General features: G+C 71.8%; 20 protein-coding genes and 2 pseudogenes. 11 read left to right on the top strand and 11 right to left on the bottom strand.

All coding sequences use genetic code 11. From position 1 onward, the window contains the following. On the top strand, positions 1-2,767 hold a 2,767-nt coding region (locus B9S61_RS38965), incomplete at its 5' end, for a BTAD domain-containing putative transcriptional regulator (protein WP_103546421.1). Here the strand turns inward: B9S61_RS38965 and B9S61_RS38960 are convergent. The 3 genes from B9S61_RS38960 to panB all read right to left on the bottom strand — a co-directional run bounded on the left by B9S61_RS38960 (position 2,768) and on the right by panB (position 5,824). Beyond that, positions 2,768-3,616 carry an ABC transporter permease gene (locus B9S61_RS38960; RefSeq protein WP_181007738.1) on the bottom strand — a complete coding sequence of 283 codons (849 nt, stop codon included), beginning with the start codon at positions 3,614-3,616 and terminating at the stop codon, positions 2,768-2,770. Continuing rightward, positions 3,613-4,632: an ATP-binding cassette domain-containing protein gene (locus B9S61_RS38955; protein WP_181007737.1), complete on the bottom strand. Its 1,020-nt coding sequence runs from the start codon at positions 4,630-4,632 to the stop codon at positions 3,613-3,615. The genes B9S61_RS38960 and B9S61_RS38955 overlap by 4 nt, the downstream gene beginning before the upstream one ends. A 313-nt stretch (positions 4,633-4,945) precedes the next feature. Then, entirely contained in the window at positions 4,946-5,824 is an 879-nt protein-coding gene (panB, locus tag B9S61_RS38950) for a 3-methyl-2-oxobutanoate hydroxymethyltransferase (protein WP_103546419.1), read from the bottom strand. 194 nt (positions 5,825-6,018) lie between these two features. Here panB and B9S61_RS38945 point away from each other — a divergent pair, with 194 nt between their 5' ends. The 3 genes from B9S61_RS38945 (at position 6,019) to B9S61_RS38935 (ending at position 9,543) form a co-directional block, all read left to right on the top strand. Continuing rightward, the gene (locus tag B9S61_RS38945) at positions 6,019-7,611 is read left to right on the top strand and encodes an MFS transporter (RefSeq protein ID WP_103546417.1); all 1,593 of its coding nucleotides are present in this window, start codon (positions 6,019-6,021) and stop codon (positions 7,609-7,611) included. A gap of 74 nt (positions 7,612-7,685) precedes the next feature. Continuing rightward, the gene (locus B9S61_RS43390; protein ID WP_103546414.1) at positions 7,686-8,306 is read left to right on the top strand and encodes a TetR/AcrR family transcriptional regulator; all 621 of its coding nucleotides are present in this window, start codon (positions 7,686-7,688) and stop codon (positions 8,304-8,306) included. 184 nt (positions 8,307-8,490) lie between these two features. Then, positions 8,491-9,543, top strand: coding sequence for an endonuclease/exonuclease/phosphatase family protein (locus tag B9S61_RS38935; RefSeq protein ID WP_103546413.1), 1,053 nt, complete (start codon positions 8,491-8,493; stop codon positions 9,541-9,543). Positions 9,544-9,635: 92 nt separating this feature from the next. Here the strand turns inward: B9S61_RS38935 and B9S61_RS38930 are convergent. The 3 genes and pseudogenes from B9S61_RS38930 to B9S61_RS38920 form a co-directional block, all read right to left on the bottom strand. Then, positions 9,636-11,196 (bottom strand): annotated as a pseudogene (locus B9S61_RS38930) (polysaccharide lyase family 1 protein). A 319-nt stretch (positions 11,197-11,515) separates the two neighbouring features. Further along, on the bottom strand, positions 11,516-12,877 hold the full coding sequence (locus B9S61_RS38925) for a glutamine synthetase family protein (RefSeq protein WP_103546412.1): 1,362 nt from the start codon (positions 12,875-12,877) through the stop codon (positions 11,516-11,518). Between the two features lie 232 nt (positions 12,878-13,109). Then, positions 13,110-13,553 (bottom strand): Rrf2 family transcriptional regulator, encoded by a 444-nt coding sequence (locus B9S61_RS38920; RefSeq protein WP_103546410.1) that lies wholly within the window; start codon positions 13,551-13,553, stop codon positions 13,110-13,112. Between the two features lie 174 nt (positions 13,554-13,727). On the opposite strand from B9S61_RS38920, the gene B9S61_RS38915 reads away from it, so the two are divergent. Genes B9S61_RS38915 through B9S61_RS38905 form a run of 3 tightly spaced genes read left to right on the top strand, consistent with a single transcriptional unit; the run spans position 13,728 to position 16,826 of the window. Further along, positions 13,728-14,393, top strand: coding sequence for a DUF3105 domain-containing protein (locus B9S61_RS38915; protein WP_103546409.1), 666 nt, complete (start codon positions 13,728-13,730; stop codon positions 14,391-14,393). Next, complete coding sequence (locus B9S61_RS38910; RefSeq protein ID WP_103546407.1) at positions 14,390-15,013, top strand: DUF305 domain-containing protein; 624 nt, start codon at positions 14,390-14,392, stop codon at positions 15,011-15,013. The genes B9S61_RS38915 and B9S61_RS38910 overlap by 4 nt, the downstream gene beginning before the upstream one ends. A 52-nt stretch (positions 15,014-15,065) precedes the next feature. Beyond that, complete coding sequence (locus B9S61_RS38905) at positions 15,066-16,826, top strand: NAD+ synthase (protein ID WP_103546406.1); 1,761 nt, start codon at positions 15,066-15,068, stop codon at positions 16,824-16,826. A gap of 347 nt (positions 16,827-17,173) precedes the next feature. Here B9S61_RS38905 and B9S61_RS41360 read toward each other — a convergent pair whose 3' ends face one another. From B9S61_RS41360 to B9S61_RS38885, 5 genes are all read right to left on the bottom strand, one after another. Continuing rightward, positions 17,174-17,347, bottom strand: a complete 174-nt coding sequence (locus tag B9S61_RS41360) for a hypothetical protein (RefSeq protein ID WP_181007736.1) — start codon at positions 17,345-17,347, stop codon at positions 17,174-17,176. Between the two features lie 211 nt (positions 17,348-17,558). Further along, positions 17,559-17,993 carry a PIN domain-containing protein gene (locus B9S61_RS38900; RefSeq protein ID WP_103546403.1) on the bottom strand — a complete coding sequence of 145 codons (435 nt, stop codon included), beginning with the start codon at positions 17,991-17,993 and terminating at the stop codon, positions 17,559-17,561. After that, the gene (locus B9S61_RS38895) at positions 17,994-18,245 is read right to left on the bottom strand and encodes a CopG family transcriptional regulator (protein WP_103546402.1); all 252 of its coding nucleotides are present in this window, start codon (positions 18,243-18,245) and stop codon (positions 17,994-17,996) included. 38 nt (positions 18,246-18,283) lie between these two features. After that, positions 18,284-18,724, bottom strand: coding sequence for a VOC family protein (locus tag B9S61_RS38890; RefSeq protein ID WP_103546400.1), 441 nt, complete (start codon positions 18,722-18,724; stop codon positions 18,284-18,286). Positions 18,725-18,753: 29 nt separating this feature from the next. After that, positions 18,754-19,263, bottom strand: a complete 510-nt coding sequence (locus B9S61_RS38885; RefSeq protein WP_258040116.1) for a pyridoxamine 5'-phosphate oxidase family protein — start codon at positions 19,261-19,263, stop codon at positions 18,754-18,756. 155 nt (positions 19,264-19,418) lie between these two features. On the opposite strand from B9S61_RS38885, the gene B9S61_RS38880 reads away from it, so the two are divergent. The 4 genes and pseudogenes from B9S61_RS38880 to B9S61_RS38865 all read left to right on the top strand — a co-directional run bounded on the left by B9S61_RS38880 (position 19,419) and on the right by B9S61_RS38865 (position 25,427). Then, complete coding sequence (locus B9S61_RS38880) at positions 19,419-22,421, top strand: bifunctional [glutamine synthetase] adenylyltransferase/[glutamine synthetase]-adenylyl-L-tyrosine phosphorylase (RefSeq protein ID WP_103546397.1); 3,003 nt, start codon at positions 19,419-19,421, stop codon at positions 22,419-22,421. 83 nt (positions 22,422-22,504) lie between these two features. Continuing rightward, a complete protein-coding gene (locus tag B9S61_RS43150; protein ID WP_258040115.1) occupies positions 22,505-22,663 on the top strand; it encodes a hypothetical protein in 159 nt (52 codons plus the stop codon). A 177-nt stretch (positions 22,664-22,840) separates the two neighbouring features. Further along, positions 22,841-23,746, top strand: a pseudogene (locus B9S61_RS38870) (reductase). Between the two features lie 184 nt (positions 23,747-23,930). Further along, positions 23,931-25,427, top strand: a complete 1,497-nt coding sequence (locus B9S61_RS38865) for a DUF1996 domain-containing protein (protein ID WP_103546395.1) — start codon at positions 23,931-23,933, stop codon at positions 25,425-25,427. Positions 25,428-25,442 lie beyond the last annotated feature (15 nt).

Below are 25,442 nucleotides of genomic sequence, written 5' to 3'. Positions count from 1 at the left end.
GTCGCTGCCCGACCTGACCGCGCTGTGCGACGGCCACCCCCTCGACGAGCCCCTCCAGGCGCTACGGCTGCGGGCCCTGCGGGACACCGGCCGCACCGCCGTGGCGCTGGCCGCCTACGAGGACGTACGGCGCCTGCTCGCCGACCGGCTCGGCTCCGACCCCGGTGCCGAACTGCGCTCCCTGCACGCGGAGTTGCTGAAGCCCGAGCCGGAGCCCGCCCCGCCGGGGACTCCGGGGAGCGTCCCGCCCGGCAACCTGCGCGCGCGGCTGACCTCGTTCGTCGGCCGGGAGCGGGACATCGAGACCATCCGCGCCGACCTCGCCGCCGCCCGGCTCGTCACACTGCTCGGCGCGGGCGGGGCCGGCAAGACCCGGCTGTCCCAGGAGGCCGCCGAAACCGTACGGCAGACCACCCCGGACGGGGTGTGGCTCGCCGAACTGGCCCCGGTCGACGACCCCGACGCCGTCCCCGAGGCCGTACTCACCGCCGTCGGCGCCCGCGAGACCGTGCTGTACGGGGCCGGGGCCGAGAGCATGCGGGCCGTCACCGACCGGAACACCGACCCCGTGGCGCGTCTCGCCGAGCACTGCGGCCCTCGCCGCATGCTGCTGATCCTCGACAACTGCGAACACGTGGTCGAGGCCGCCGCCCACCTCGTCGAGGCGCTGCTGGAGCGCTGCCCCGGCCTCACCGTGCTCGCCACCAGCCGTGAACCCCTGGGCGTCCGGGGGGAGTTGCTGCGGCCGGTGGAACCGCTGCCGGAGCCGGTCGCGCTGCGGCTGCTCGCCGACCGAGGTGTCGCCGCCCGTCCCGGCTTCCGTACCGACGCCGACGACGACACCGCGGCGGCCTGCGCGGAGATCTGCCGCCGCCTCGACGGGCTGCCGCTCGCCATCGAACTCGCCGCCGCCCGGCTGCGGATGCTCACCCCGCGCCAGATCGCCGACCGGCTCGACGACCGCTTCCGGCTGCTCACCTCCGGCAGCCGCACCGTGCTGCCCAGACAGCAGACCCTGCGGGCCGTCGTCGACTGGTCCTGGGACCTGCTCGACGAGGACGAACGCGACGTGCTGTGCCGCCTGTCGGTCTTCGCGGGCGGCTGCGACCTCGCCGCCGCCGAGGCCGTCTGCGGACCGGCCGCGTTCGACGCGCTCGGCTCCCTCGTCGACAAGTCCCTCGTGGTGGCCGCCCCTTCGGGCGGCGACGGGATGCGCTACCGGCTCCTGGAGACCGTCGCCGAGTACGCCGGCGAACGGCTCGACGAGTCCGGCCGGCGCCCTGACGCGGAGCGGGCGCACCTGACGTACTACCGCGAACTCGCCCGCACCACCGAGCCGATGCTGCGCGGCCCGGAGCAGCCGGCCGCCATCGCCCGTCTGGAGCGGGAGTACGAGAACGTGCGCACGGCCCTGCGTCATGCCGTCGCCCTGCGCGACGAGCAGGAGGCCCTCTGCATCACCCTGTCGCTCACCTGGTACTGGCAGATGCGCGATCTGCGCATCGAGGCACGCAACTGGTGTGCCGAGGTCATGACCCTGGCCCCCGACCCGTTCACCGAACCGGTGCGGCCCGCGGCGCCGCTGTGGCAGCGGTGCACCGACGCTCCGCCGCCCCTGACCGGTGAGGTCCTCGCCGAGGCCCGGCGCGGGGTGCATCTGGCCCACCTCGCCCACATGGACACCGAGCTGGACGACTGGCAGACCCCGCAGGCGAAGCACAAGCTGCGCCTCATCGGCGCGACGTACGAGCCCGGCACGCCGCAGGTCTGCCGGCCGCCCGGTCTGCTCTGGGTGTTCGCCGTGATGCTGAGCGGGGACATGGAGCGGCTGCGCCACGTGGTCGACGCGGCGATCCGCACCTGCCGGGAGAACCCCGGGTTCGAATGGGAGCTGGCCTCCAACCTCCAGCTGCGCGCCAACTTCCTGGCCAACCGCAGCGACTGGGCCGGCGACGCGCGCCGCGCCGCCGACGAGGCCCTGGCGATCCACCGCGGGCTCGGCGACTTCTGGGGCATCGCCGAGGCGCTCGCCGCGCGCGGCGAGGCCCGGGAACGGGCCGGCGCGTACGAGGACGCCGCCGCGGACTTCGAGGCGGCGATCGAGTACGCCGCCCGCCTGGGTGCCCGCGCCCACACGGCCGTGCTCACCGCGCGGCTGGGCAGCGCGCTGCTGGAGGCGGGCGACCCGGAGCGCGGCGAGCGGCTGCTGCGCGAGGTCATCGAGGACACGAAGGGGCGGCACACCGAGGCCCTGCCCGCCGCCCGGCTCTTCCTCACCGGCTGGCTCTGCACGACCGGGCGTACGACGGAGGCGCGCGAGCATCTGCGGGCCCTGCGCGAGGAGTTCCGGATCGCGCACTACGTCGTCTTCGACGCGTTCATCCTCGGCGCCGAGGCCTGGCTGGAGGTGGCCGAGGGCAACGACGAGCGGGGACTGGTACTCGTTCGCGAGGCGATCAGGCAGGCGGGCGATCCGCTGTCCGCCGCCATGGCTCCCCACATACGCGCCGCGTACCTCACCCTCGGGGCCGTCGCCCTGGCCGGACTCGACGGCGGGCGGCGCGCCCGGGACGCGGCCCGCTGCGTCGGCGCGGCCGACTCCTGGCTGCCGCCCGGACACCACGCCCCGCTGGTGGAACGCGAGGTGCGCGCACGCGCCGAGGCGCGTACGCGGACGGTTCTCGGCGACGCGGCGTACGCAACCGCGTACGCCGAGGGCGACGGTCTCCCCGTGGACGAGGCCGTCGCCCTGCTCGGACCGGAGTGATCAGGTCTTCGTACGGAACTTGTGGATCGCGACCGGGGCCATCACCGCGGTGATCCCCACCGACCAGGCCAGCGTCATCCACAGGTCGTGCGCGACCGGGCCGCCCACCATCAGCCCGCGCGCGGCGTCGGCCAGCGCGGACAGCGGGTTGTACTCGGTGAAGGTCCGCAGCCAGCCCGGCATCGACTGCGGCGGCGCGAAGATCGACGAGCCGAACTGCAGCGGCATCAGCACCAGGAAGCCCATGGCCTGCACGGACTGCGCGTTCTTCATCACCACACCCAGCGTCAGGAAGACCCACATCAGGGCCGAGCCGAACACCGCGGACAGTCCCACGGCGGCGAGGAGCCCGGGCCAGTCGGTGATGTCGAACCCGACGAGCACGCCGACGATCATCAGAATGGCGGTGGCGATCAGCATCCGCATCATCTCGACCGAGATCTTGGCGAACAGCACCGAGCCGCGCCCGATCGGCAGTGACCGGAAGCGGTCCATGACGCCGGTGTTGAAGTCCTGGTTGAACCCCGTGCCCACCCCCTGGGCCATGTTCATGCCCATCATGGCCATCAGTCCGGGCACGATGTACTGCACGTACGCCTCCTGCCCGCCGCCCAGCGACTGCCCGATCGAGCCGCCGAAGACGTACACGAACAGCAGGGTGAAGACGACGGGGAACAGCACGGCGTCGAACATCGACTCCGGGTCCTGCCGGATCCAGAGCAGGTTGCGGCGGATGAGGGCCCCGGTGTGCCGCAGATGGGAGCGCAGCGGGATGTGCCCGTCCGCGCGGACGTCGGTCACGGCGGTCACGGCGGCCGTCGTGGTCGTGGCGGTGGTGGCGGCACTCATACGGCGACGGCCTCCTCGTGGGCATCGGCGGCGGGGGCGTCCTGCGGGGCACTGGCACGGTGGCCGGTGAGCGACAGGAACACCTCGTCCAGGCTGGGCAGTTCGGTGGAGATGGCGCTGAGGGTGATCCCGTGCGCGGTGACCGCGCCCACCACGGCGGTCAGCTGCTCGTCACTCAGCACCGGCACGAGCAGGGAACCCCGCTCGCTGTCCACGGCGGTGGTGGCGAGCCCGGTGATGCCCAGCGCGTCGAGCGCCTCGGCCAGCGGCCGCAGCCGCAGCGGGTCGGCCGGGCGGATCCGCAGCGTGCGCCCGCCGACCTTGGCCTTCAGCTGCTCGATACGGCCGCTCGCGATGACCTGGCCCCGGTCCACGACGGTCAGCTCGGAGGCGAGCTGCTCGGCCTCCTCCATGTACTGGGTGGTCAGCAGCACCGTCACCCCGTCGCCGACCAGCCGCCTGACCTCCTCCCACACCTCGTTGCGGGTACGCGGGTCCAGTCCCGTGGTCGGCTCGTCCAGGAACAGCACGGACGGCCGTCCGATCATCGAGGCGGCCAGGTCGAGGCGCCGCCGCATACCGCCGGAGTACGTGGCCGCCGGTCGCCGGGCCGCCTCGGTGAGCGAGAACCGCTCCAGCAGTTCGTCGGCCCGGGCCCGGGCCTCCTTGCGGGGCAGGTCGAGCAGCCGCCCGATCATGTACAGGTTCTCCCAGCCCGGGAGCTTCTCGTCCACGGAGGCGTACTGCCCGGTCAGTCCGATCACCCGGCGCAGCTGCCGGGGCTCGCGGACCACGTCGTACCCGGCGACGGTGGCGTGTCCCGCCGTCGGTGCGAGCAGGGTGGACAGAATCCGTACCAGCGTGGTCTTCCCGGCCCCGTTCGGCCCGAGCACCCCCATCACGGTGCCCTCACGCACCTCCAGATCGACCCCGTCCAGCGCCTTGGTCTCCCCGTAGTGCTTGACCAGCCCCCGCACGGAAACGGCGCTCCCCGGTTCCTTGTCGTTTCGCGTCATGCCGACGACGCTCTCAGCCCCCACCGACAGACCACCGACAGACCACCGACAGACCACCGACATCCCACCGACATCCCCCGCCCTCCGCGGGCAGTCGTGCCGCAGGGCGGCACGGGTGGGCGCGACGGCACCCCGCAAGCGCCGGGCTGCGCAACCACCCCCCGGCCGACACCAAAACGGCGGAACGGGTGAAGCACCGAGGTGTCCCGCACCCGTGCCCGGCGCCGCGCCCACGGGCCGGCCCCGTCGACGGGGGAAGATCGACGGGGCCGGCAGGTGGTGCGGCAATGGCTCATACGCGCGGCGAAGCCGCTCAGTGCACGGAGTGCGCCTCCTCCGGGAACGTCCCGCCCACCACGTCCTCGGCGAACGCCTTCGCCGCCCCGCTCATGACCTCACGCAGGTCCGCGTACCGCTTCACGAACTTCGGTACCCGCCCTCCGGTCAGCCCCAGCATGTCGGTCCACACCAGCACCTGCGCGTCCGTCTGCGCGCCCGCCCCGATCCCGACGGTGGGGATCTGCAGCACCCGCGTCACCTCGGCCGCCAGCTCCGCCGGAACCAGCTCCAGCACCACCGCGAACGCCCCCGCGTCCTGCACGGCCTTCGCGTCCCGCAGCAGCTGCTGCGCCGCCTCCTCGCCGCGCCCCTGGACCCGGTAGCCCATCGCGTTCACCGACTGCGGGGTCAGGCCGATGTGGGCCATCACGGGAATCCCGGACTCCACCAGCAGCTCGATCTGCCGGTGCGACCGCTCGCCGCCCTCCAGCTTCACCGCACCCACACCGGCCTCCTTGACCAGCCGGGTGGCCGAACGCAGCGCCTGTACCGGGCCCTCCTGGTAGGAGCCGAAGGGCAGGTCGCCCACGATCAGGGCGCGCGAGGTGCCGCGCACCACCGCGGCCGAGAGCATGGTCATCTCGTCGAGGGTGACGGGCACGGTGGTCTCGTACCCGAGATGGCAGTTGCCCGCGGAGTCGCCGACGAGCATGACCGGGATGCCGGCCTCGTCGAACACGGACGCGGTCATCGCGTCGTACGCGGTGAGCATGGGCCACTTCTCGCCGCGCTCCTTGGCGGCGGCGATGTCACGGACAGTGATACGGCGCGTACCCTTCCCCCCGTACAGCGTGGTGCCGCCGGAGGAGGAGCCGGGTGTCGTCCCGGTCCGGGCAGCCGAAAGCTGCGTCATGGAACCGTCTCCCTACGTCATCTCGAGGCGCCCTGACGGCGTCCCCGGATCACGTCCATGGTGGCACCTCGACCCGGCGAGGGCCAGAGGCAGTCCCGTGAGCCCGCACCCCGTCGGCGATATCCCGGCAAGAACTGGGCAAAACCCCTCCGATACGAGACGGTCTCGTATCGGAAATCACTACGCTGAACCCCATGACTTCTCCTGCCGCCGCCCCTGCCCGCCGGGTCCCGGAAGCGGTGCACCGGCGCCGCTGGGCGATCCTCGGCGTGCTGATGCTGAGCCTGCTGATCGTGGTGCTGGACAACTCGATCCTGAACGTCGCCATCAAGACCATCTCCACCCCCGCCCCCACCGGCCTCGGCGCCACACAGAGCGAGCTGGAGTGGGCGATCAACGCCTACACGCTCGTCTTCGCCGGTCTGCTCTTCACCGCGGGACTCCTGGGGGACCGGCTCGGCCGCAAGAAGGTGCTGATCGGCGGTCTCGTCGTGTTCGGCATCGGCTCGGCACTCGCCGCGTTCTCGGGCTCCCCGGCCGAGCTGATCGGCTTCCGCGCGGTGATGGGCCTGGGCGCGGCGTTCGTCATGCCGGCCACCCTGGCGGTCCTGATGAACGTCTTCGAGCGCGACGAACAGCCGAAGGCCATCGGCGTCTGGGCGGGCGGTGTGGGCCTGGCCATCGCCATCGGCCCGATCACCGGAGGGCTGCTCCTGGACCACTTCTGGTGGGGTTCGGTCTTCCTCGTCAACGTGCCCATCGTCGTCCTCGCCGTCGCCCTGATGCTGTGGCTGGTCCCCGACTCCCGCGACCCGAACCCCGGCCGGATCGACCCGTTGGGCGTCGTCCTGTCCGTCACCGGCCTGGTCCTGCTGGTCTACGGCATCATCAAGGGCGGCCAGCTCGCCGACTTCGCCGACCCGACCGTGCTGGGGACCACCGGCGCCGGTCTCGCCGTCCTGGTCGGCTTCGTGGTGTACGAGAAGCGCAGCGACCATCCGTCCATCGACATCGCCTACTTCCGGAACAAGGTGTTCTCCGCGGCGATCGTCGCGATCGCTCTGGTCTTCTTCGCGCTGATGGGCGTGACGTTCTTCGCGGTGTTCTACATCCAGAGCGTGCGCGGCTACTCACCGCTGCAGACGGGTCTGCTGATGCTGCCGCTGGCCGCCGCCCAGCTGGTCTTCGCGCCCCGGGCCCGCCTCCTGGTGGACCGCTTCGGCAACAGGGCGACCACGACCGGCGGCCTCCTCCTGCTCGCGGCGACGCTGGCCGCGTTCGCGGGCCTGGACGGGGACACGCCGATCTGGATGCTGGAGGTCGTCTTCTTCCTCATGGGAACCGGCATGGCGCACGTCATGACACCGGTCAGCGTCGTCATCATGCAGGCCCTGCCGCGCGAGAAGGCCGGCTCGGCCTCCGCCCTCAGCAACACCTTCCGCCAGCTCGGCGGCGCCCTCGGCATCGCCGTCCTCGGCTCGGTGCTCTCCACCGCCTACCGCGGCGACATCGAGGACAGGCTCGCCGTACTGCCGCCCGGCGTCCGGCACGCCGCGGGGGAGTCCATCGAGGCGACCCTGGCGGTGGCGGACCGGCTCGGGCCACGCGGCGAAGGGCTGGCCGACGCGGCGGATCAGGCGTTCCTGCACGCGATGCACGTCACGTCCCTGTGGGGAGCGGGCGTCGCGGTGCTGGGCGCGGTCCTCGTCGCCGTGTACCTGCCCGGCCGTACGCCGAAGCCCGAAGGGGACGGCGAGGAAGCGGAGTTGATCCGGGCGGCGGACTGAGAACCCTGGGTGGTGGACCACTGCCGCCGCCCACCGGGGACAATCACCACAGTCCACCGAGAGGATCCGACGACGTGAGTCCGGCCGGCACCGGCCCCCGGCAGGAGGTGCCCGCGCGGGGCCGCCCCCGCAGCGAGGCGGTCGAACGCGCCATCATCGAGGGGGTGATGAAGCTCCTGGAGGACGGTGTGCCGCTCGCGGAGCTCTCCATCGAGCGCATCGCCCGCACCGCGGGCGTCGGCAAGGCCACCATCTACCGCCGCTGGAGCGGGAAGGAGGAACTCTTCGTCGACGTCATGCGCGCCGCCGAGCCCCCGGACCCCGAACTCCCCGGCACCTCCATGCGCGACGACCTGGTCGTCCTGCTGGAGTCCCTGCGGCTGCGCGGCCTGGCGGGCAGGACCTCGGCGATCCTGCACCACGTGCGCGCCCAGATGAAGAGCAGCCCGAACCTCTGGGCCGCCTACCACGACACCGTTCTCGTGCCACGCCGCACCCTCGGCCTGGACGTGCTGCGCCGGGGCCGGGAGAACGGCGAACTGCGCGCCGACGTCGACATCGAGCTCCTCAACGACATCGTCGTGGGCCCCGTCCTCGTCCGCACCGTGATGCGCCCCGACGCCGACCTCCCGGACGACCTCGCCGAACGGGTCGTGGACACGCTCCTGCAGGGGCTGCGCCCCGTCGGCACCTGAGCACAATGTGCGCGTTTCGTCACAGACGCCGCTCCCGCCGCCCCCGCCCGGAACTCCCCGGGCGCCCCCGTACGTCCTCGCCCCCGTACGGCCGCCGAGGGGCGGCGAGAACGGAGCCGATCATCCCCTAGGGTTTTCACCACACGGGGGAGACGGTGTGCACAGCGGGTTGTGAGGCGGCGGTATGGCACAGCAGGCGTACATGGCGGAGACGGACGACGGAGGCTCGGGGCCCGAGCGCCCGGCCTCCCGGTTCCGGCGCCTGCTGGACGGGGTGAGCAGAGGCTGGCGGGGCGACCGCCGTGTCTGGCGCCGGGGTCTGGTCCTCGCGGTCTGCGCGGGCCTGCTGGCCCTGGTCATGCTGGCCCACTCCCGCATCCCGAACGCGATCGGCAACCTGGGCAGCCTGACCGAGACGTTCCTGCCGTGGCTGGGCCTGTTCATCCCGGTCCTGCTCGTCCTCGCGCTGGTCCGCAGGTCGGCGACGGCGCTGATCGCGACGATCCTGCCCGCGGCCGTCTGGCTGAACCTCTTCGGCGGCCTGCTCGGCGACAAGAACGAGCCCGGCGGCGATCTGACGGTGGTCACGCACAACGTCAACGCCGACAACCCGGACCCGTCGGGCACGGCCCGGGACGTGGCGGCCTCGGGCGCGGACGTCCTGGCCCTGGAGGAACTGAAGGCGTCGAAGGTCCCCGCCTACGAATCGGCGCTGGCGTCGACGTACAAGCACCACGCGGTGGTGGGGACCGTCGGTCTGTGGAGCAAGTACCCGCTGACCGACGTGAGGTCGGTGGACATCCGCCTCGGCTGGAAGCGCGCGATGCGCGCCACGGTCACCGCCCCCGCCGGCCGGGTCGCGGTCTACGTCGCCCATCTTCCCTCCGTCCGCGTGAAGATGGAGGCCGGCTTCACGGCCCGCCAGCGCGACAAGAGCGCGGACGCGCTGGGGGAGGCCATCTCCGACGAACGCCTGGAGAACATCGTCCTGCTCGGCGACCTGAACGGCACGATGAACGACCGGGCCCTGAACGCCGTCACGTCCCAGATGCGCTCCACCCAGGGCGCCGTGGGCAGCGGCTTCGGCTTCAGCTGGCCGGCCTCGTTCCCGATGGCGCGGATCGACCAGATCCTGGTCAAGGGAGCCGAACCGGAGAGTTCCTGGACCCTCCCGGCCACGGCGAGCGACCACCTCCCCGTCGCGGCCCGCGTGAAGATCGCCGCACCCTCGGACTGACCTCGCCCACGGGGCGGGCCGTCGCCACGCCCACCCACGGCCCCGGCCGGGGACGGGACCGGGGGCCGCCGCACGGACGGCCCCCGGATCCGTCAGCTCGCGTACGTCTCGAACTCGGCGACCCTCGGGGTGCCGGAGGCGCTGGTGATCTCGAAGGTGATCTTCTTCAGGGAGGTCGCCGGGAAGCCGATGACGCCCGCTCCGTTGCCCGAGGCCAGGACGGCTCCGGTGTCGTGGTTGATGACGCGGTAGGAGCCGATGGCACCCGTCGCGCCCGAGGCCTCATGGATGTTGATCTTCGAAACCGTGGTGGCGGAGCCCCACTTGACCGAGACCGAGCCGGTCGAGCCGGACGGGGACCAGTAGGTGCTCATGCTGCCGTCCCGGACGTTGCCGTAGCTGGTGCCGTCGGCCTTGGAGGAACCGTCGGCGCCCGCCCCGAGGCTGAGGTTGGTGCCGGTGGGCGGGTCGGTCGGGTCCGGGTCGGTGGGGTCGGGTCCCGGGTCGGTGGGTCCGGGGTCGGTCGGGTCCGGGTTCTGCGGGGTGCAGCTGCCGTCCGAGACCTTCAGGCCCTTGTTGGCGCCCGCCGTCTGACCGACCACGCCCGGTACGCAGTTGGCCGCGTCCAGGGTGTGGGAGTACGGCATGCTCACCGACGTGTTCGACGTCGGATCCGGGCCGGCCGGGTCGGTGTCGCCGCCGCGCGAGGACCAGGTCACGTTGTCGAAGATGTTGCCGCTGACCTGCCAGTAGCCGGCCTCGCTGGTGTAGAAGGCGCCGAGGACGTCCTTGGAGTCCTCGAAGTAGTTGTTGTCCACCTTCGCGCGGGCGCCGGCCCGGGAGTTGATCCCGGACTCGTTCAGGTTCTTGTAGTGGTTGTTGTAGATGTGCGCGATACCGCCGCGCAGCGGGGGCGTAGGGGAGTCGATGTTCTCGTACAGGTTGTGGTGGAAGGTGATGTAGCCGTTGGAGCGGTCGCTCTCGCTGGAGCCGACGAGACCGCCGCGGCCGGAGTTGCGCAGCGTGCTGTAGGACAGTGTCACGTACTGGGTGTTGTCCTTCATGTCGAACAGGCCGTCGTACCCCGCCGACTCGCCGCCGGACGCCTCGAGGGTGGTGTGGTCGACCCAGACGTTGCGGACGTCGCTCTCCATGCCGATGGCGTCTCCGCCGTTCGACGTGGGCGAGCCGGACTTCTTGACGTTACGGACGGTCACGTTCTGGATGATGATGTTGCTGGACTCCCGGATGTGGATGCCCAGTTGGTCGAAGACGGCGCCGTTGCCGACGCCGACGATCGTGACGTTGCTGATCTGCTTCAGCTCGATCTTGTCGGCGGCGGTGCTGCAGCTGTCGCCCGACACCTTGGTGGTGTTCCCGTGGTTGATGGTGCCCTCGACCTGGATGACGATCGGGGTGGAGCTGCTGGCCCGGCCGCACAGGGCCTGGTGGATGGCGGTGCCGGTGGTGGCACGGACCGTCTGTCCGCCCGCGCCGCCGGTGGTCCCGCCGTTCTGGGTGGCATAGCCGGTGACGCCGCCCGCCGCCCGCCGCGGCGGACGCGGTGGACGTGGACAGCACCACTCCGGTCGCGGCCGCGAGGGCTCCCGTGGCCAGCAATGCGGAGAGTCGCACGGCGACTGATCGCTTCATTCTCGCTCGCCTTTCGTCCTCTGAGTCAGGGGGCACCTGCATGTCATGGGCATGACAGAGAGACCGACGGGAGGGGGCGGGGTGGGCCGGGCCCGTCGAGTGGGAAAGCGCTTTCTTTCCGTTCGTCGCGACAGTAGGGCCACGCCCGAGGGGCTGGCAAGGCTCCGCGCAGTTACGGAATATCGAACTCCGGTTCAACGGACCGAAGGGGCACGCACGCGGCAGCCGGGGCAGGCGGCCTGCGACGACCGGCTGCCCCGGCTGGCAGACGGCCGACGACGGCCTGCCCCGGTGCGCTGTGCGCCGGTGCGGGTGTGCCTCAGAGCACCGGCAGGTTCTTCCGCAGTTCGAAGGCCGTGACCTCGGAGCGGTACTCCTCCCACTCCTGCTTCTTGTTGCGGAGGAAGAAGTCGAAGACGTGCTCGCCGAGGGTCTCGGCGGCCAGGTCACTGCGCTGCATCAGGGCCAGGGCCTCGCCGAGGTTCTGCGGCAGGGGCTCGATGCCGAGCGCACGGCGCTCCGCGTCGGAGAGGGCCCAGACGTCGTCCTCGGCGCCCGGCGGAAGCTCGTAGCCCTCCTCGATGCCCTTGAGGCCGGCCGCGAGGAGCAGGGCGTAGGCCAGGTAGGGGTTGACGCCGGCGTCGAGGGAGCGGACCTCCACCCGCGCCGATCCGGTCTTGCCGGGCTTGTACATCGGTACCCGGACCAGGGCCGAGCGGTTGTTGTGGCCCCAGCAGATGTACGACGGCGCCTCGCCGCCGGCGCCGGCCGTGCGCTCCGAGCCGCCCCAGATGCGCTTGTAGGAGTTGACCCACTGGTTGGTGACCGCGGAGATCTCCGCGGAGTGCCGCAGCAGGCCCGCGATGAAGGAGCGGCCGACCTTGGAGAGCTGGTACTCGGAGCCGGACTCGTAGAACGCGTTGCGGTCGCCCTCGAAGAGGGAGAGGTGGGTGTGCATGCCGGAGCCGGGATACTCGGAGAACGGCTTGGGCATGAAGGTCGCCTGGACCCCCTGCTCCAGCGCCACCTGCTTCATGACCAGGCGGAACGTCATGATGTTGTCCGCCGTGGAGAGCGCGTCCGCGTAGCGCAGGTCGATCTCCTGCTGGCCGGGGGCGCCCTCGTGGTGGGAGAACTCCACCGAGATCCCCATCGACTCCAGCATGGTGATCGCCTGGCGGCGGAAGTCCATGCCGACGTTCTGCGGGGTGTGGTCGAAGTAGCCGGAGTTGTCCGCCGGGGTCGGCCGGCTGCCGTCCAGCGGCTTGTCCTTCAGCAGGAAGAACTCGATCTCCGGGTGGGTGTAGAAGGTGAAACCCAGGTCGGAGGTGCGGGCGAGGGCGCGCTTGAGGACGTAGCGCGGGTCGGCGAAGGACGGGGAGCCGTCCGGCATCAGGATGTCGCAGAACATCCGTGCCGTGCCGGGGGCCTCGGCGCGCCAGGGGAGGACCTGGAACGTCGACGGGTCCGGCTTGGCGATCATGTCCGATTCGTATACGCGTGCGAAGCCCTCGATGGCGGAGCCGTCGAAGCCGATCCCTTCGTCGAACGCCTGCTCGAGTTCGGCGGGGGCGACGGCCACGGACTTGAGGAAGCCCAGCACGTCGGTGAACCACAGGCGCACGAACCGGATGTCGCGCTCTTCCAGTGTCCGGAGCACGAACTCCTGCTGCTTGTCCATCTTCCGCTTCCCCATCCTTGCCGGTCAGGCCGCCTGTCCGCGAGCGTTCGCGTCCGCGCCCCGGGAGGCCGGGCGGGCGCCCGGGCGGGCACAGGGGCATCCCACCACACCAGGGTTTCATACGCGTTGCCGACCTTGATCGGCCGACCGGCCGTGGCGGCGGCGCCTCACGTCAGGTGTACCGCTCCGGGGCCCATCTTGCCTGTTCGCGCCCGTATACGTAACGGGCGGCTCACGGCCTCGGGGAGATGCCCAGCAGAAGGGGTCCGGTCGGGCCGGCGACGATGTCCGTCACCGTGATCGGGTCCAGCGAGGCGTAGAAGGCCTGCTGGGCCTGGCGCAGGGCGCCGCGCAGCCGGCAGGCGGAGCTCAGCGGGCAGGGGGCCGAGGTGGCCGTCCCCTCGCAGTCGACGATGTCCCCCTCGCCCTCGAACGCCCTGACCAGGGCGCCCACCGAGGCGGTACGGCCCTCCTCCGTGAGGGCCAGGCCGCCGCCCCTGCCGCGCCGGGCCGTGAGCAGGCCCATGTGCTGGAGCTCGGCGACGACCTTCGCGGCGTGGGTGTACGGCACATCCATGGCCGTGGCGACGTCCCGTGTCGTCGGGTTCGTCTCGCTGGTCACGGCGAGGCGCATGAGGACCCGGAGGGCCAGGTCGGTGGAGCGCAGGAGCCGCATACCAGGCAGCGTAATTAATGCGCATCCGGGGTTCAAATTATTCGCGGTGGAGGTTGTGTGCGGGTGCCGCGGGGGGCCCTCCGGCCCGGTCGCCCCGGCCTCTACGACTGTCCCTCCTTCCCTACTACGATCAGCTGACCCGTTCGTCCCACGCCTCCCCGAAGGGCATTCCCCATGGGCTCCGCCAAGAAGAGCAGCGCAGCACGCACGGCGCGCATAGAGGAGACGCGGCGCGCCGAGCAGGCCCGCGAGCGCCGCAACCGGATCCTCACCATCGCCGTCAGTGCGGTGGTCGTCGGCGGGCTCGTCGTCGGTGGTGTGGTGCTCGTCCGGTCGCAGTCGGACGACGACGGCGGCAGCACCGCGGGCGACTCCAAGAACGCGGGCGCATTCGTCACGGACAAGGACGGCGTGCGCGCCTGGAAGGGCGAGCTGGGGCGCAACCATGTGACCAAGGCCGTGGACTACCCCGTGTCGCCCCCGGTGGGCGGTGACCACAACCCGGCGTGGATGAACTGCAACGGGGACGTCTACACCGACGAGATCAACGACACCAACGCCGTGCACTCGCTCGAGCACGGAGCCGTCTGGGTGACGTACAACGCCGACGCCGGGACGGCCGACGTCGACGCGCTGGCGGCGAAGGTGAAGAAGACCCCGTACACGCTGATGAGCCCCGTCGACGGGCAGAAGGAGCCGATCCTGCTGACCGCCTGGGGGCACCAGCGGACGGTGACCGGTGCGGACGACCCGGCCGTGGACGCCTTCCTCGAGAAGTTCGTCCAGGGCCGGCAGACGCCCGAGCCGGGGGCCGCGTGCACCAACGGCCTGTCCGGGTGAGGCAGCTGGGGCTGGTCGCGGGCGCCGCGGCGACGGCGCTCGTCGCGGCCGGCGCGATCACCTTCGCGGTGGCCGGGGACGACGGGCGGTCGGACGTCGTACCGTCCGCCGACTCCGCGGACGCCGGGTTCGCCCGGGACATGGCCGTGCATCATCAGCAGGCCGTCGAGATGTCGTACATCGTGCGCGACCGGACGGACGACGAGGAGGTCCGGCGGCTCGCCTACGACATCGCCCAGACCCAGGCCAACCAGCGGGGCATGCTGCTGGGCTGGCTCGACCTGTGGGAGCTGCCCAAGGTGTCCGCGGACCCGCCCATGACCTGGATGGGGATGGGCGACACGGCCTCCGGCAAGGACGGGGCGCTGATGCCGGGGATGGCGACCAACGCCGAGATGGAGCGGCTGGGGACGCTGGACGGGAAGCGCGCCGAGATCTTCTACCTGCAGCTCATGACCGACCATCACTTGGGCGGGGTGCACATGGCCGAGGGGTGTGTACGTGCCTGCGAGGTCGGGGTCGAGAAGCGGCTCGCGCGGGGCATGGCCGAGGCGCAGGAGTCGGAGATCGCGCTGATGGCGGGGATGCTGAAGGAGCGGGGAGCGGCGGCCCGGCGGTAGTCCCACCGGGGCTCCGAGACATCGCGTCGATTTGACGATTACACTGGGCGGCGTGCCTCAACTACGTCTCGCCCTGAATCAGATCGACTCGAGCGTCGGCGACCTCGCCGGAAACGCCGAAACGATGGTCCGCTGGACCCGGCACTCCGCCGAACAGGGAGCGCACCTCGTGGCGTTCCCCGAGATGGTGCTGACCGGCTACCCCGTCGAGGACCTCGCCCTGCGGTCGTCCTTCGTGGAAGCCTCCCGCGCGGCGCTGCGCTCGCTCGCCGCGCGGCTCGCCGAGGAGGGGTTCGGTGAGCTCCCGGTGGTCGTCGGCTACCTCGACCGCAGCTCCGCCGGCCGGCCGAGGTACGGGCAGCCGGCTGGCGCGCCGCAGAACGCCGGCGCCGTGCTGCACGGGGGCGAGGTGGTGCTGACCTTCGCCAAGCACCACCTGCCGAACTACGGCGTCTTCGACGAGTTCCGGTACTTCGTGCCCGGCGACACCATGCCGGTGGTACGGGTGCGGGGCGTCGACGTCGCCCTCGCCATCTGCGAGGACCTGTGGCAGGACGGGGGGCGGGTGCCGGCGGCGCGCTCGGCGCGGGCCGGGCTGCTGCTGTCGGTCAACGCCTCGCCGTACGAGCGGGACAAGGACGACACCCGGCTGGAGCTCGTGCGCAAGCGGGCGCAGGAGGCCGGGTGCACGACCGCGTACCTCGCGATGACGGGCGGGCAGGACGAGCTCGTCTTCGACGGGGACTCCATCGTGGTCGACCGTGACGGTGAGGTGGTGGCGCGGGCGCCGCAGTTCTCCGAGGCGTGTGTCGTGGTCGATCTCGACCTGCCCGCCGCCGCGGCCGACGCGCCGGTGGGGCTGGTGGACGACGGGCTGCGGATCGAGCGGGTCGTGCTGTCGGAGGAGCCCGTACCCGCCTACGACGCCAGGTCGGCCGGGGGGTACGCGGAGCGGCTCGACGACGACGAGGAGGTGTACTCCGCGCTGGTCGTGGGGCTGCGGGCGTACGTCGCGAAGAACGGGTTCCGGTCCGTGCTGATCGGGCTGTCCGGGGGGATCGACTCGGCGCTCGTCGCCGCGATCGCCTGTGACGCGGTGGGTGCGGAGAACGTGTACGGCGTGTCGATGCCGTCGAAGTACTCGTCGGAGCACTCGAAGGGTGACGCGGCGGATCTGGCGCGGCGTACGGGGCTGAACTACCGGACGGTACCCATCGAGCCGATGTTCGACGCGTACATGGGATCGCTCGGCCTGACGGGACTCGCGGAGGAGAACCTGCAGTCGCGGCTGCGGGGCACGCTGCTGATGGCGATCTCCAACCAGGAGGGGCACATCGTGCTGGCTCCGGGGAACAAGTCGGAGCTGGCGGTGGGGTACTCGACGCTGTACGGGGACTCCGTCGGCGCGTACGGGCCGATCAAGGACGTGTACAAGACGTCGGTGTTCCGGCTGGCCGAGTGGCGCAACCGCGCGGCGGCGGAGCGGGGGCAGACGCCGCCGATCCCGGAGAACTCGATCTCGAAGCCGCCGAGCGCGGAACTGCGGCCCGGGCAGGTGGACACGGACTCGCTGCCGGACTACCCGGTCCTGGACGCGATCCTCACGCTGTACGTGGACCGGGACCGGGGGGCGGACGAGATCGTCGCGGCCGGGTTCGACGCGGAGCTGGTGACGAAGACGCTGCGGATGGTGGACCGCGCGGAGTACAAGCGCCGGCAGTACCCGCCGGGCACCAAGATCTCCCCGAAGGGCTTCGGCAAGGACCGCCGCCTGCCCATCACCAACGGCTGGCGCGAGGGCACACCGGCCTGACGGCCGGGAGGGCGGGCGGACGCCCGACGGGCGCGGAGACGGCCGAGGTGGTCATGGGGGCCGACGGAGTGCCGGTCGTGCCCTCTGCCCGGCCGCCGGGCGGGCGCGGTCACCCTCGGGGTGCGGTCCGGTGGGCCGGGGTGCGGCCCCGTGCCGCTGTGCCGCTCGGCCATGCCGCGCCCCACCGTGCCGACGGCGTCGGCCGGGCAACCGCACGCGTTGGTCTCCGGCCGCGGATTCCCCGCCCGTGCGCCGAGGTGACGGAGCAAGGGAGGGAGCCCTGCCCGGTCGGTCGATTCAGGGCCGGGACAGGGCTTTCCTCGTCGTCACGCCGTCGGCGTCCGGTGTCAGGCCGGGCCGGAGCGGTTCTGGGTCTCGTCCTTGAGCCGGCGGCCGGAGTCGCGGGCCTGGTCGGTCACCTGGCCGGTCTGACCGCGGGCCTCGTCCTGGGTGGTACGGGCCGCCTGCTGCGCGGTGGCCGTCCGTCCCGATCCGAATGGCCTTTTGGGATGGTTTGACACACCTTGAGGGAAATCAGTGTCTTGTGGATCAGGGAGGCCGCCGCCCGCCCGGGAGTGCCGGAGGCGGAGATGATCCGTGGGGGCATCACCGGATCGCCATGGCGCACCGCGTCCGGGCGGAACCGTTCGTGTCCGACGGCGAGACCGTCGGCCTCGGTGGTCGCGAGGGCGGGAATCGGGTCGGCGGTGGCCGGGTGGCGTGCGGGGGACGCTACAGATCGTCGGGCAGGAGCCGGAACGCCGGGTGTGCGGTGAGCGGGCGGATGGCGCGGAAGTCCTTCCGGTCGAGCGTGAGTACGGCGTCCGTGGCGTACTCACGGGCCATGACCGCGATCACCGAGTCGGCCAGGTCGAGAGCGAGGTCCCGGTACCTGCGCTGAATGAGTCTGGCGTCTGCGAGGAGCCCGACGTGCGCGTCACCGAGGACGTAGCGTCCCGCCCTGGCCTGCTCCACGAGCGAGTCCAAGACCTGTCCCGCGGCGTCTTTGCCGAACCGGCGGCCCAGCAGGTGGTCCAGCTCGGCGAGAACGAGTTGGGGGACCACCAGTAGGCCGGCCGTGTCCATCACATGACGGGCTGTCTTGTGTTCAGGGCAGCTGCGATCGACGGAGGCGATGACCCCCGATGTGTCGGCGATGACGATCACTTACGAGGCCTCGTTCCATTGGCCGAAGCCCGTCTCGCCGAGTATCTCGTCACCTCGCTCCGCGAAGCCGGCGTCGCCGCTGTCGAAGATGGGCAGTCCCACAGGCTCGTCCCAGACGCGATTGCGCGCGATGGCGAGGCGAACGCCCTCACGGATCAGCTCGGCTTCGCTGATTCCTTGCCGCGCAGCCGTGTCCTTGAGGTCGTGAAGATCGTCTTCCTCGAGGTAGACCGTCGTTCGCTTCAGGCTCATGAACGTATGGTACCCCTGCCATACGGCGTGCGGCGAACCTACTCCGCCGCCTGATCCCCCAGCATCCTGTGCAACGGCTCCGTCGCCCGCCGCCGGTACTCCTGTACCGCCCAGCCGTTGCCGTCCGGGTCGGTGAAGTACATGAAGGTGGCGCCGTCGGAGTCGGCGTACCGGACCGGTTCGGAGACGTCCAGGCCCCGGCCGACCAGTTCCGCACGGGCCGCCTCGATGTCGGCGACACAGAGCTGGAGCCCCTGATAGGTGCCGGGGGCCGGGGTGGGGCCGGGCGTCGACTCCCACAGGGTGTCGCCGAGGGCGATCGAGCAGCCCGAGCCCGGCGGGGTCAGCTGGACGATGCGCATGCCCGGCACGACCTCCTGGTCGATGTCGACATGGAAGCCGACCTTGTCCCGGTAGAAGTCCCGGGCCCGGTCGATGTCGCTCACCGGGAGCGGGATCACCTCGAGGGTCATGTCCATGGACCAGTGACTCCTTCGTCGACGGCGCGTCAGGCGAACCGCCACCTCGTCTGGCTGAACGGCTCCCCCTTACCAAATCCGAAAACGGTTCGCGGTGCCACCGAGAACACCACCGCGCGCCCCGGCCCGTGATGGAAGTGCCCGTCCCGGACCTCGAAGTGCCAGAAGCTGCCGTACTTCCCTTCCCACGCCGCCGCCAGCTCGCGCAGCCGCGCGTCGTCCGCGACCCGTACCGCCTCGCCCTCCACCACCACGTCGTAGCCCTGGTTCCAGGTGCTGGTGCCGGTGGTCAGCACGACCTGCGGGTTCTCCGCCAGGTTGCGGGCCTTGCGCTCGTCCGGCCCGGTGCAGAAATGCAGCGCGCCCGCCGACCAGACCGCCGGGAGCGGGGTGACGTGGGGGCGGCCGTCGGGGCGGACCGTGGAGATCCAGAACAGTTCCGCCCCGGTGATCAGCCGCTCCACCTCGGACCAGGGCGGCGGGACCGCTTCCGGATCGCTGTAGCGCGGGTCGAGGCGGGTCTCGGGGGTGTCGCTCACGGGGACCTCCGTCGTGGGCCGTCGGCAGTTGCCTTCCTCCTTCCGACTCCGCCCGCCGCCGGAACTCATCGCGGGCCACTCCCGGGCCGCCCGCCCGTACTCCGGCTAGGCTCATGGCCGTACGACCCAGATCCGAGGCACGAGGGAGGCCGGGGATGACGTCGGCGCCGGGGCGCAGGAGCAGTATCTTCACGCGGCTGCTGCGGCACGGTTTCACCGACCCCTCCGCCGCCGAACGGCTGCTGGACAGTGCCGGGCCGGCACCGTTGCGCGACGACCCCGTCCTGCTGGACGCGCTCGGCGCGACCGCCGACCCGGATCTCGCGCTGCTCGGGCTCGTGCGGCTGCTGGAGGCGCAGGACGGGGCCACCGCCCGCCAGGAACTGCTGGACACCCTGATAGCCGCCAAGCCGCTGCGGGACCGGCTGCTCGGGGTGCTCGGCGCCTCCGAGGCGCTCGCCGATCATCTGGCCCGGCACCCCAGCGACTGGCAGGCCCTCGTCACCTACGAGCCGCGTGATCTCCACCCCGGCGTCCAGGAGTTCGAGCGGGGTCTCGCCGACGCCGGCGACCCGGTCGCGCTCCGCGTCGCCTACCGGCGCTGTCTGCTGTCCATCGCCGCCCGTGACGTCTGCGGCACCATCGAGGTCGCCCAGACCGCCGCCGAACTCGCCGACCTCGCCACCGCCACCCTGCGCGCCGCCCTCGCCCTCGCCGGGGCCGACGCGCCCGAGGACGCCGCGCTGTGCCGGCTCGCGGTGATCGCGATGGGCAAGTGCGGGGGACACGAGCTCAACTACGTCTCCGACGTCGACGTGATCTTCGTGGGCGAGGCGGCGGGCGGGGCCGACGAGGACAAGGCGCTGCGCGCCGCGACCCGGCTCGCCTCCCACATGATGCGGATCTGCTCCGAGACCACCGTCGAGGGCTCCATCTGGCCCGTCGACGCCAACCTGCGCCCCGAGGGCCGCAACGGGCCGCTGGTCCGCACCCTCGCCTCCCACCTCGCCTACTACCAGCGCTGGGCCAAGACCTGGGAGTTCCAGGCGCTGCTCAAGGCCCGCCCGGTCGCCGGCGACCCCGAGCTCGGCGAGGAGTACGTGGCCGCGCTCCAGCCGCTGGTGTGGGGGGCCGCCGAGCGGGAGAACTTCGTCGCGGACGTGCAGAAGATGCGCCGCCGGGTGGTGGAGAACATCCCCCCCACCGAGATCGACCGCCAGCTGAAGCTCGGCCCGGGAGGTCTGCGGGACGTCGAGTTCGCCGTGCAGCTGCTCCAGCTGGTGCACGGCCGCGCCGACGCCTCCCTGCGCAGCGGCACCACCCTCGACGCGCTGAAGGCCCTGGCCGCGGGCGGCTACGTCGGCCGTACGGACGCCGCCCAGCTCGACGACGCCTACCGCTTCCTGCGCTCCATGGAGCACCGCATCCAGCTCCACCGGCTGCGCCGCACCCACCTGGTCCCCGAGGACGAGGCCGATCTGCGCCGGCTGGCCCGCTCCCTCGATCTGCGCACGGACCCGGTCGTCACCCTGACCCGCGAATGGCGGCGGCACGCCTCCGTCGTGCGGCGGCTGCACGAGAAGCTGTTCTACCGGCCGCTGCTCGACGCCGTCGCCGCCCTCGCCACCGGCGAGGCCCGGCTCAGCGCGGAGGCGGCACGCGAGCGCATGGTGGCCCTCGGGTACGCCGACCCGGCCGCCGCGCTGCGCCACCTGGAGGCGCTGGCGTCCGGCGTCACCCGCAAGGCCGCCATCCAGCGCACCCTGCTGCCCGTACTGCTCGGCTGGTTCGCGGACTCCGCCGACCCGGACGCCGGTCTGCTGAACTTCCGCAAGGTCTCCGACGCGCTCGGCAAGACCCCCTGGTACCTGCGGCTGCTGCGCGACGAGGGCGCCGCCGCCGAGAACCTGGCCCGGGTGCTCTCCGCCGGACGGCTCGCCCCCGACCTGCTGATGCGCGCCCCCGAGGCCGTGGCGCTGCTCGGTGACGGGGACGGCGGGGGACTCGCCCCCCGCTCCCGCGCCTCCCTGGAGCAGGAGGTCCTCGCCGCCGTCCGCCGCGCCGACAACGCCGTCCAGGGCGTCACCGCCGCCCGCGGGGTGCGCCGCCGCGAGCTGTTCCGTACGTCCGCCGCCGACATCGTCGGTTCCTACGGCACCGAGTCCCAGCCCGCCGAGGCCGACCAGGGCGCCCTGGTGGACCTGGTGGGCGGCGCGGTCTCCGACCTGACGGCGGCCACCCTCGCCGGCACGCTCCGCGCGGTGGTCCGGGAGGGCTGGGGGGACTCCCTCCCCACCCGGTTCGCGATCATCGGCATGGGCCGCTTCGGCGGCCACGAGCTGGGCTACGGCTCCGACGCGGACGTGCTGTTCGTGCACGAACCGCGCGACGGCGTGGACGAGCGGGAGGCGGCCGAGGCCGCGAACAAGGTCGTCTCCGAGATGCGCAGGCTGCTCCAGGTTCCCAGCGCCGACCCGCCGCTGCTGATCGACGCCGACCTGCGCCCGGAGGGCAAGTCCGGTCCACCGGTGCGGACACTGAAGTCGTACGAGGCGTACTACCGCCGCTGGTCGCTGGTGTGGGAGCGGCACGCGCTGCTGCGGGCCGAGCCGGTCGCCGGGGACGAGGAGCTGGGCCGCCGCTTCACCGAACTGATCGACCCGCTGCGCTATCCGGCCGCCGGGCTCGAGGAGGAGGCCGCCCGGGAGATCCGGCGGCTGAAGGCCCGTATGGAGTCCGAGCGGATGCCGCGCGGCGCCGACCCCAAGCTGCACGCCAAGCTCGGCCCGGGCGGGCTGTCCGACGTCGAGTGGACCGTGCAGCTGCTCCAGTTGCGGCACGGCGCGCAGGAGGCGGGCCTGCGCACCACGCGTACGCGCGAGGCGCTGGCCGCGGCCCGCACGGCCGGGATGATCTCCGAGGAGGACGCCTGCATCCTCGACGAGGCCTGGGTGCTGGCCACCCGGGTGCGCAACGCGGTGATGCTGGTCCGGGGCCGCGCGGGGGACACCTTCCCGACCGTCCCCCGCGAACTGGGCGCCGTCGGCCGCTACCTGGGCTACGGTCCCGGCCACGCGGGCGACATGCTCGACGCGTACCGGCGCACGGCGCGGCGGGCCCGGGGTGTGGTGGAGGAGCTGTTCTACGGAGGGTCGTAGCGCCCGGAACCCTTCCCGGCCTTCGGCCGCCGCGCACCGCGTACGTCCTCGGCGAACCCTTCGCGTGAAGGAGCCGGCGTCTCATGGCGACCACCCGTGCCCTGCCTTCTCCCTCCCCTGTCCCTGCCGCCCCTCCCCGCCTGCGCGCCGTCGACCGGGACGAGACGGTGACGGGCGCGGATCTGCCACCGCCGTTCCCGGTGGCGGTACCGCGGCCGGCCGGGCCGCCCGACACCCGCTGATCCGCGGCCACGTCGGAGACGGCCGCACCCGACGTGCACGTCGCACGGCTGCGCCGCAAGCGGGGCGAGGGGCACCGGGACGCGATCCGCACGGTGCGCCGGGTCGGCTACCCGTACGTCCCGCCGGCCGGGCAAGCCGCCCGTACGAGACTTCCGCAGCCGGGTGGTACGGAGTCCGTGGGCCGGGCCGTCGCCGAGGCGGCCGTCGGACGGGGCTGCGAGGTGACCGACCTCCACCGGGGACGGCACGAGGCACCCCCGGGTGTACGGATGCTGCCGGGGGACCGCACCGCGCTCGACGAGGATCCCGGTGAGTGGGACGTCGTCGTCGACACCTGGTCGGCCGCCCCGCGCGCGGGGCGGGACTCGGCGCGGCTGCTGCGGGGCCGCGCCGGGCGGTACGTGTGCGTGTCGAGCTGCACGCCGTACGAGTGGCCGCGTCCCGCCGGGCACACCGAGGAGCCTCCGGTGGTGGAGGGCGCCTCGCCCGACGCGGACGTCACGGACTGCGCCAGCCAGGGAGAGGCGGGGCGGCGAACGGGCCGCAGCGGACGCCTTCGGCGCGGACCGGTCGGTGCCGGCGCGGGCCGGGCTGATCCTGGGACCGTACGAGACGTGGGGCGGCTGCCCCGGTGGCTGAACCGGATGGCGCGCGGTGCCCCGGTCCTCGCCCGGGGCCCTCGCGAGCTGCCGCTCCAGTACCTGGACGTGCGTGACCTCGCCCGGGGGATCCCCGGCGCGGCCAGGCAGGGGCTGAGCGGGCCGTACGACCTGATCTCCCCGCAGGGGCACACCACGACGGGCGAACTGCTCGAAGCGTGCGTCCGCGCGACCGGGGGCCCGGCCGAACTGCGCTGGACCGCCCCCCGGTGCCCGGACCCGACGGCCAAGGGGCTCGACCCGGAGGCGGAGGCGGAGGTCCTGGGCACCTCGGGAACCGCCGGAGGGACGTGGACGGCATCATCCGGACGGGGAACCGGAACGGAGCGCCGGATGAGGACAACCGGTGCGTGCCGGTGGTACCCGTACATCCCGGCCATGGCCGGTGAATCCGGACCCGACGCTTCGCCCCAGCGTAGGTGATCCGCAACTCCTGGTGCTGTAAGGGCTGTTGAAACCAGTGTGGCGGTACTGGCTGCTCATCTATTTCCGGGACGGGTGAACACCCGTGGCTCGGTTCCCGTACTCAAGGGAGCCGCTTCACTCCTGTCGGGCCAACTCGATGCCCCGCATTGGTGCCCCAGCAAGGAAGGTCAAGAGGAGTTCCATGGGACGCAACACAAGAAAACGCCGTATACCACTGGTCACCAAGGTGACAGCCGGGGCGGCGGCCCTGGCGCTCGGTGGGGGCGGGCTGGTCTGGGCCAACTTCTACGCCTCGGCGCACGAGAGCGGTGGTCACGCCAACCAGACGAAGTCGCGAAACGCCCAGGTGGCGACGATCAACTGCCCGGACGTCGGCCAGGAGCTGACAGACGTCCCGTCCGACGCCCGCAAGGAGGTCGCCAAGGAACTGGCGCAACTCGACCGGCAGATCACGGACGCCTACACACGTCTCGCGGAGACACGCCAGGCGCAGTCCGGCGACGCCAACTTCGTCGCCAACGCCATCCTCGGCCCGCTGAAGTCCAAGCGGACGGCCACCCTGGACCGGATCAGCATCGACATCAACCGGGCGGGCGGCAAGGCGCCGCGTGACTTCGACCAGTTCGCCCCGTGCCAGGGCATCCCCGTCGAACAGCCGGGAGGCGACGGCCAGGATCAGGGTGACGGTGGCCAGGACGGCGACGGCCAGGACCCGGGCGACGGCCAGGACCCGGGCGACAACGGCAACGGGGCCGCAGGACCGTTCGCCGAGGACTTCGTCGACATCAACGACGTCCAGCCGAACTCCCGCGATCTGCCGAACGGCCTGGCCGCCGACGGGGACACCGGTTCGACGGGTTCGTTCACCACGCGGTGCGGTGTGAACGAGAACAACCTGTTCAACAGTGACAACATCATCGTGGCCCCCGGTGTCGGCAACGGCGCGCACCACACGCACGACTACGTCGGCAACCAGGGCAACACGGCGTTCGCCAGCGACCAGGACCTCGCGAACGCCGAAACCACCTGCCAGAACCAGAGTGACAAGTCCACCTACTACTGGCCGGTGATGCGGCTCCAGGACGGGTCGCAGGAGTTCGACGCGAACGACCTGGGCGGTGGTGCCGAGGGCAACGTCGGCACGATCCTCAAGGCCAGCAAGGCGGAGATCAGGTTCGTCGGCAACAAGCAGGGCGACGTCGTCGCGATGCCGAAGTTCCTGCGCATCATCACCGGTGACGCCAAGGCCTTCACCAACGGTCTCGCGAACGCCAACACGTCCTTCAGCTGCACCGGTTTCGAGGACCGGCAGGTGACCGACAAGTACGTGCTGTGCCCCGAAAACAGCCAGGTGGTCCGCACGTCCAACTTCCAGAGCTGCTGGGACGGGCAGAACGCCGACAGCGCCAACCACCGGGACCACGTCGCCTTCGTCCAGGCGGACGGCACCTGCCCGAACGGCTTCCAGGCCATCCCGCAGCTGCAGGTCCGGCTGGTGTACGACGTGCCCGCCCCGACCATCGAGAACGGTCAGGTGCGCAACCCGTACGCCGTGGACGGCTTCCCGGAGCAGCTGCACAAGCCGATCACCGATCACAACGACTTCATCAACGTCATGGACGAGAAGCTGATGAACCAGGTGGTCAAGTGCATCAACAGCGGTCGTAACTGCAAGTAGCGGTCCGGCCGGCCC

Source organism: Streptomyces sp. SM1 (genome assembly GCF_002910825.1).
In the GTDB taxonomy this organism is placed as follows: Bacteria; Actinomycetota; Actinomycetes; order Streptomycetales; family Streptomycetaceae; genus Streptomyces; species Streptomyces okerensis.
This window is presented reverse-complemented; position numbering and strand designations above follow the sequence as displayed.

Coding starts and splice junctions, on each gene's coding strand:
- B9S61_RS38960 (WP_181007738.1), bottom strand. CDS start 3,616: ATGAGTGCCGCCACCACCGCCACGACCACGACGGCCGCCGTGACCGCC.
- B9S61_RS38955 (WP_181007737.1), bottom strand. CDS start 4,632: ATGACGCGAAACGACAAGGAACCGGGGAGCGCCGTTTCCGTGCGGGGG.
- panB (WP_103546419.1), bottom strand. CDS start 5,824: ATGACGCAGCTTTCGGCTGCCCGGACCGGGACGACACCCGGCTCCTCC.
- B9S61_RS38945 (WP_103546417.1), top strand. CDS start 6,019: ATGACTTCTCCTGCCGCCGCCCCTGCCCGCCGGGTCCCGGAAGCGGTG.
- B9S61_RS38935 (WP_103546413.1), top strand. CDS start 8,491: ATGGCACAGCAGGCGTACATGGCGGAGACGGACGACGGAGGCTCGGGG.
- B9S61_RS38925 (WP_103546412.1), bottom strand. CDS start 12,877: ATGGACAAGCAGCAGGAGTTCGTGCTCCGGACACTGGAAGAGCGCGAC.
- B9S61_RS38920 (WP_103546410.1), bottom strand. CDS start 13,553: ATGCGGCTCCTGCGCTCCACCGACCTGGCCCTCCGGGTCCTCATGCGC.
- B9S61_RS38915 (WP_103546409.1), top strand. CDS start 13,728: ATGGGCTCCGCCAAGAAGAGCAGCGCAGCACGCACGGCGCGCATAGAG.
- B9S61_RS38895 (WP_103546402.1), bottom strand. CDS start 18,245: ATGAGCCTGAAGCGAACGACGGTCTACCTCGAGGAAGACGATCTTCAC.
- B9S61_RS38890 (WP_103546400.1), bottom strand. CDS start 18,724: ATGGACATGACCCTCGAGGTGATCCCGCTCCCGGTGAGCGACATCGAC.
- B9S61_RS38880 (WP_103546397.1), top strand. CDS start 19,419: ATGACGTCGGCGCCGGGGCGCAGGAGCAGTATCTTCACGCGGCTGCTG.
- B9S61_RS43150 (WP_258040115.1), top strand. CDS start 22,505: ATGGCGACCACCCGTGCCCTGCCTTCTCCCTCCCCTGTCCCTGCCGCC.
- B9S61_RS38865 (WP_103546395.1), top strand. CDS start 23,931: ATGGGACGCAACACAAGAAAACGCCGTATACCACTGGTCACCAAGGTG.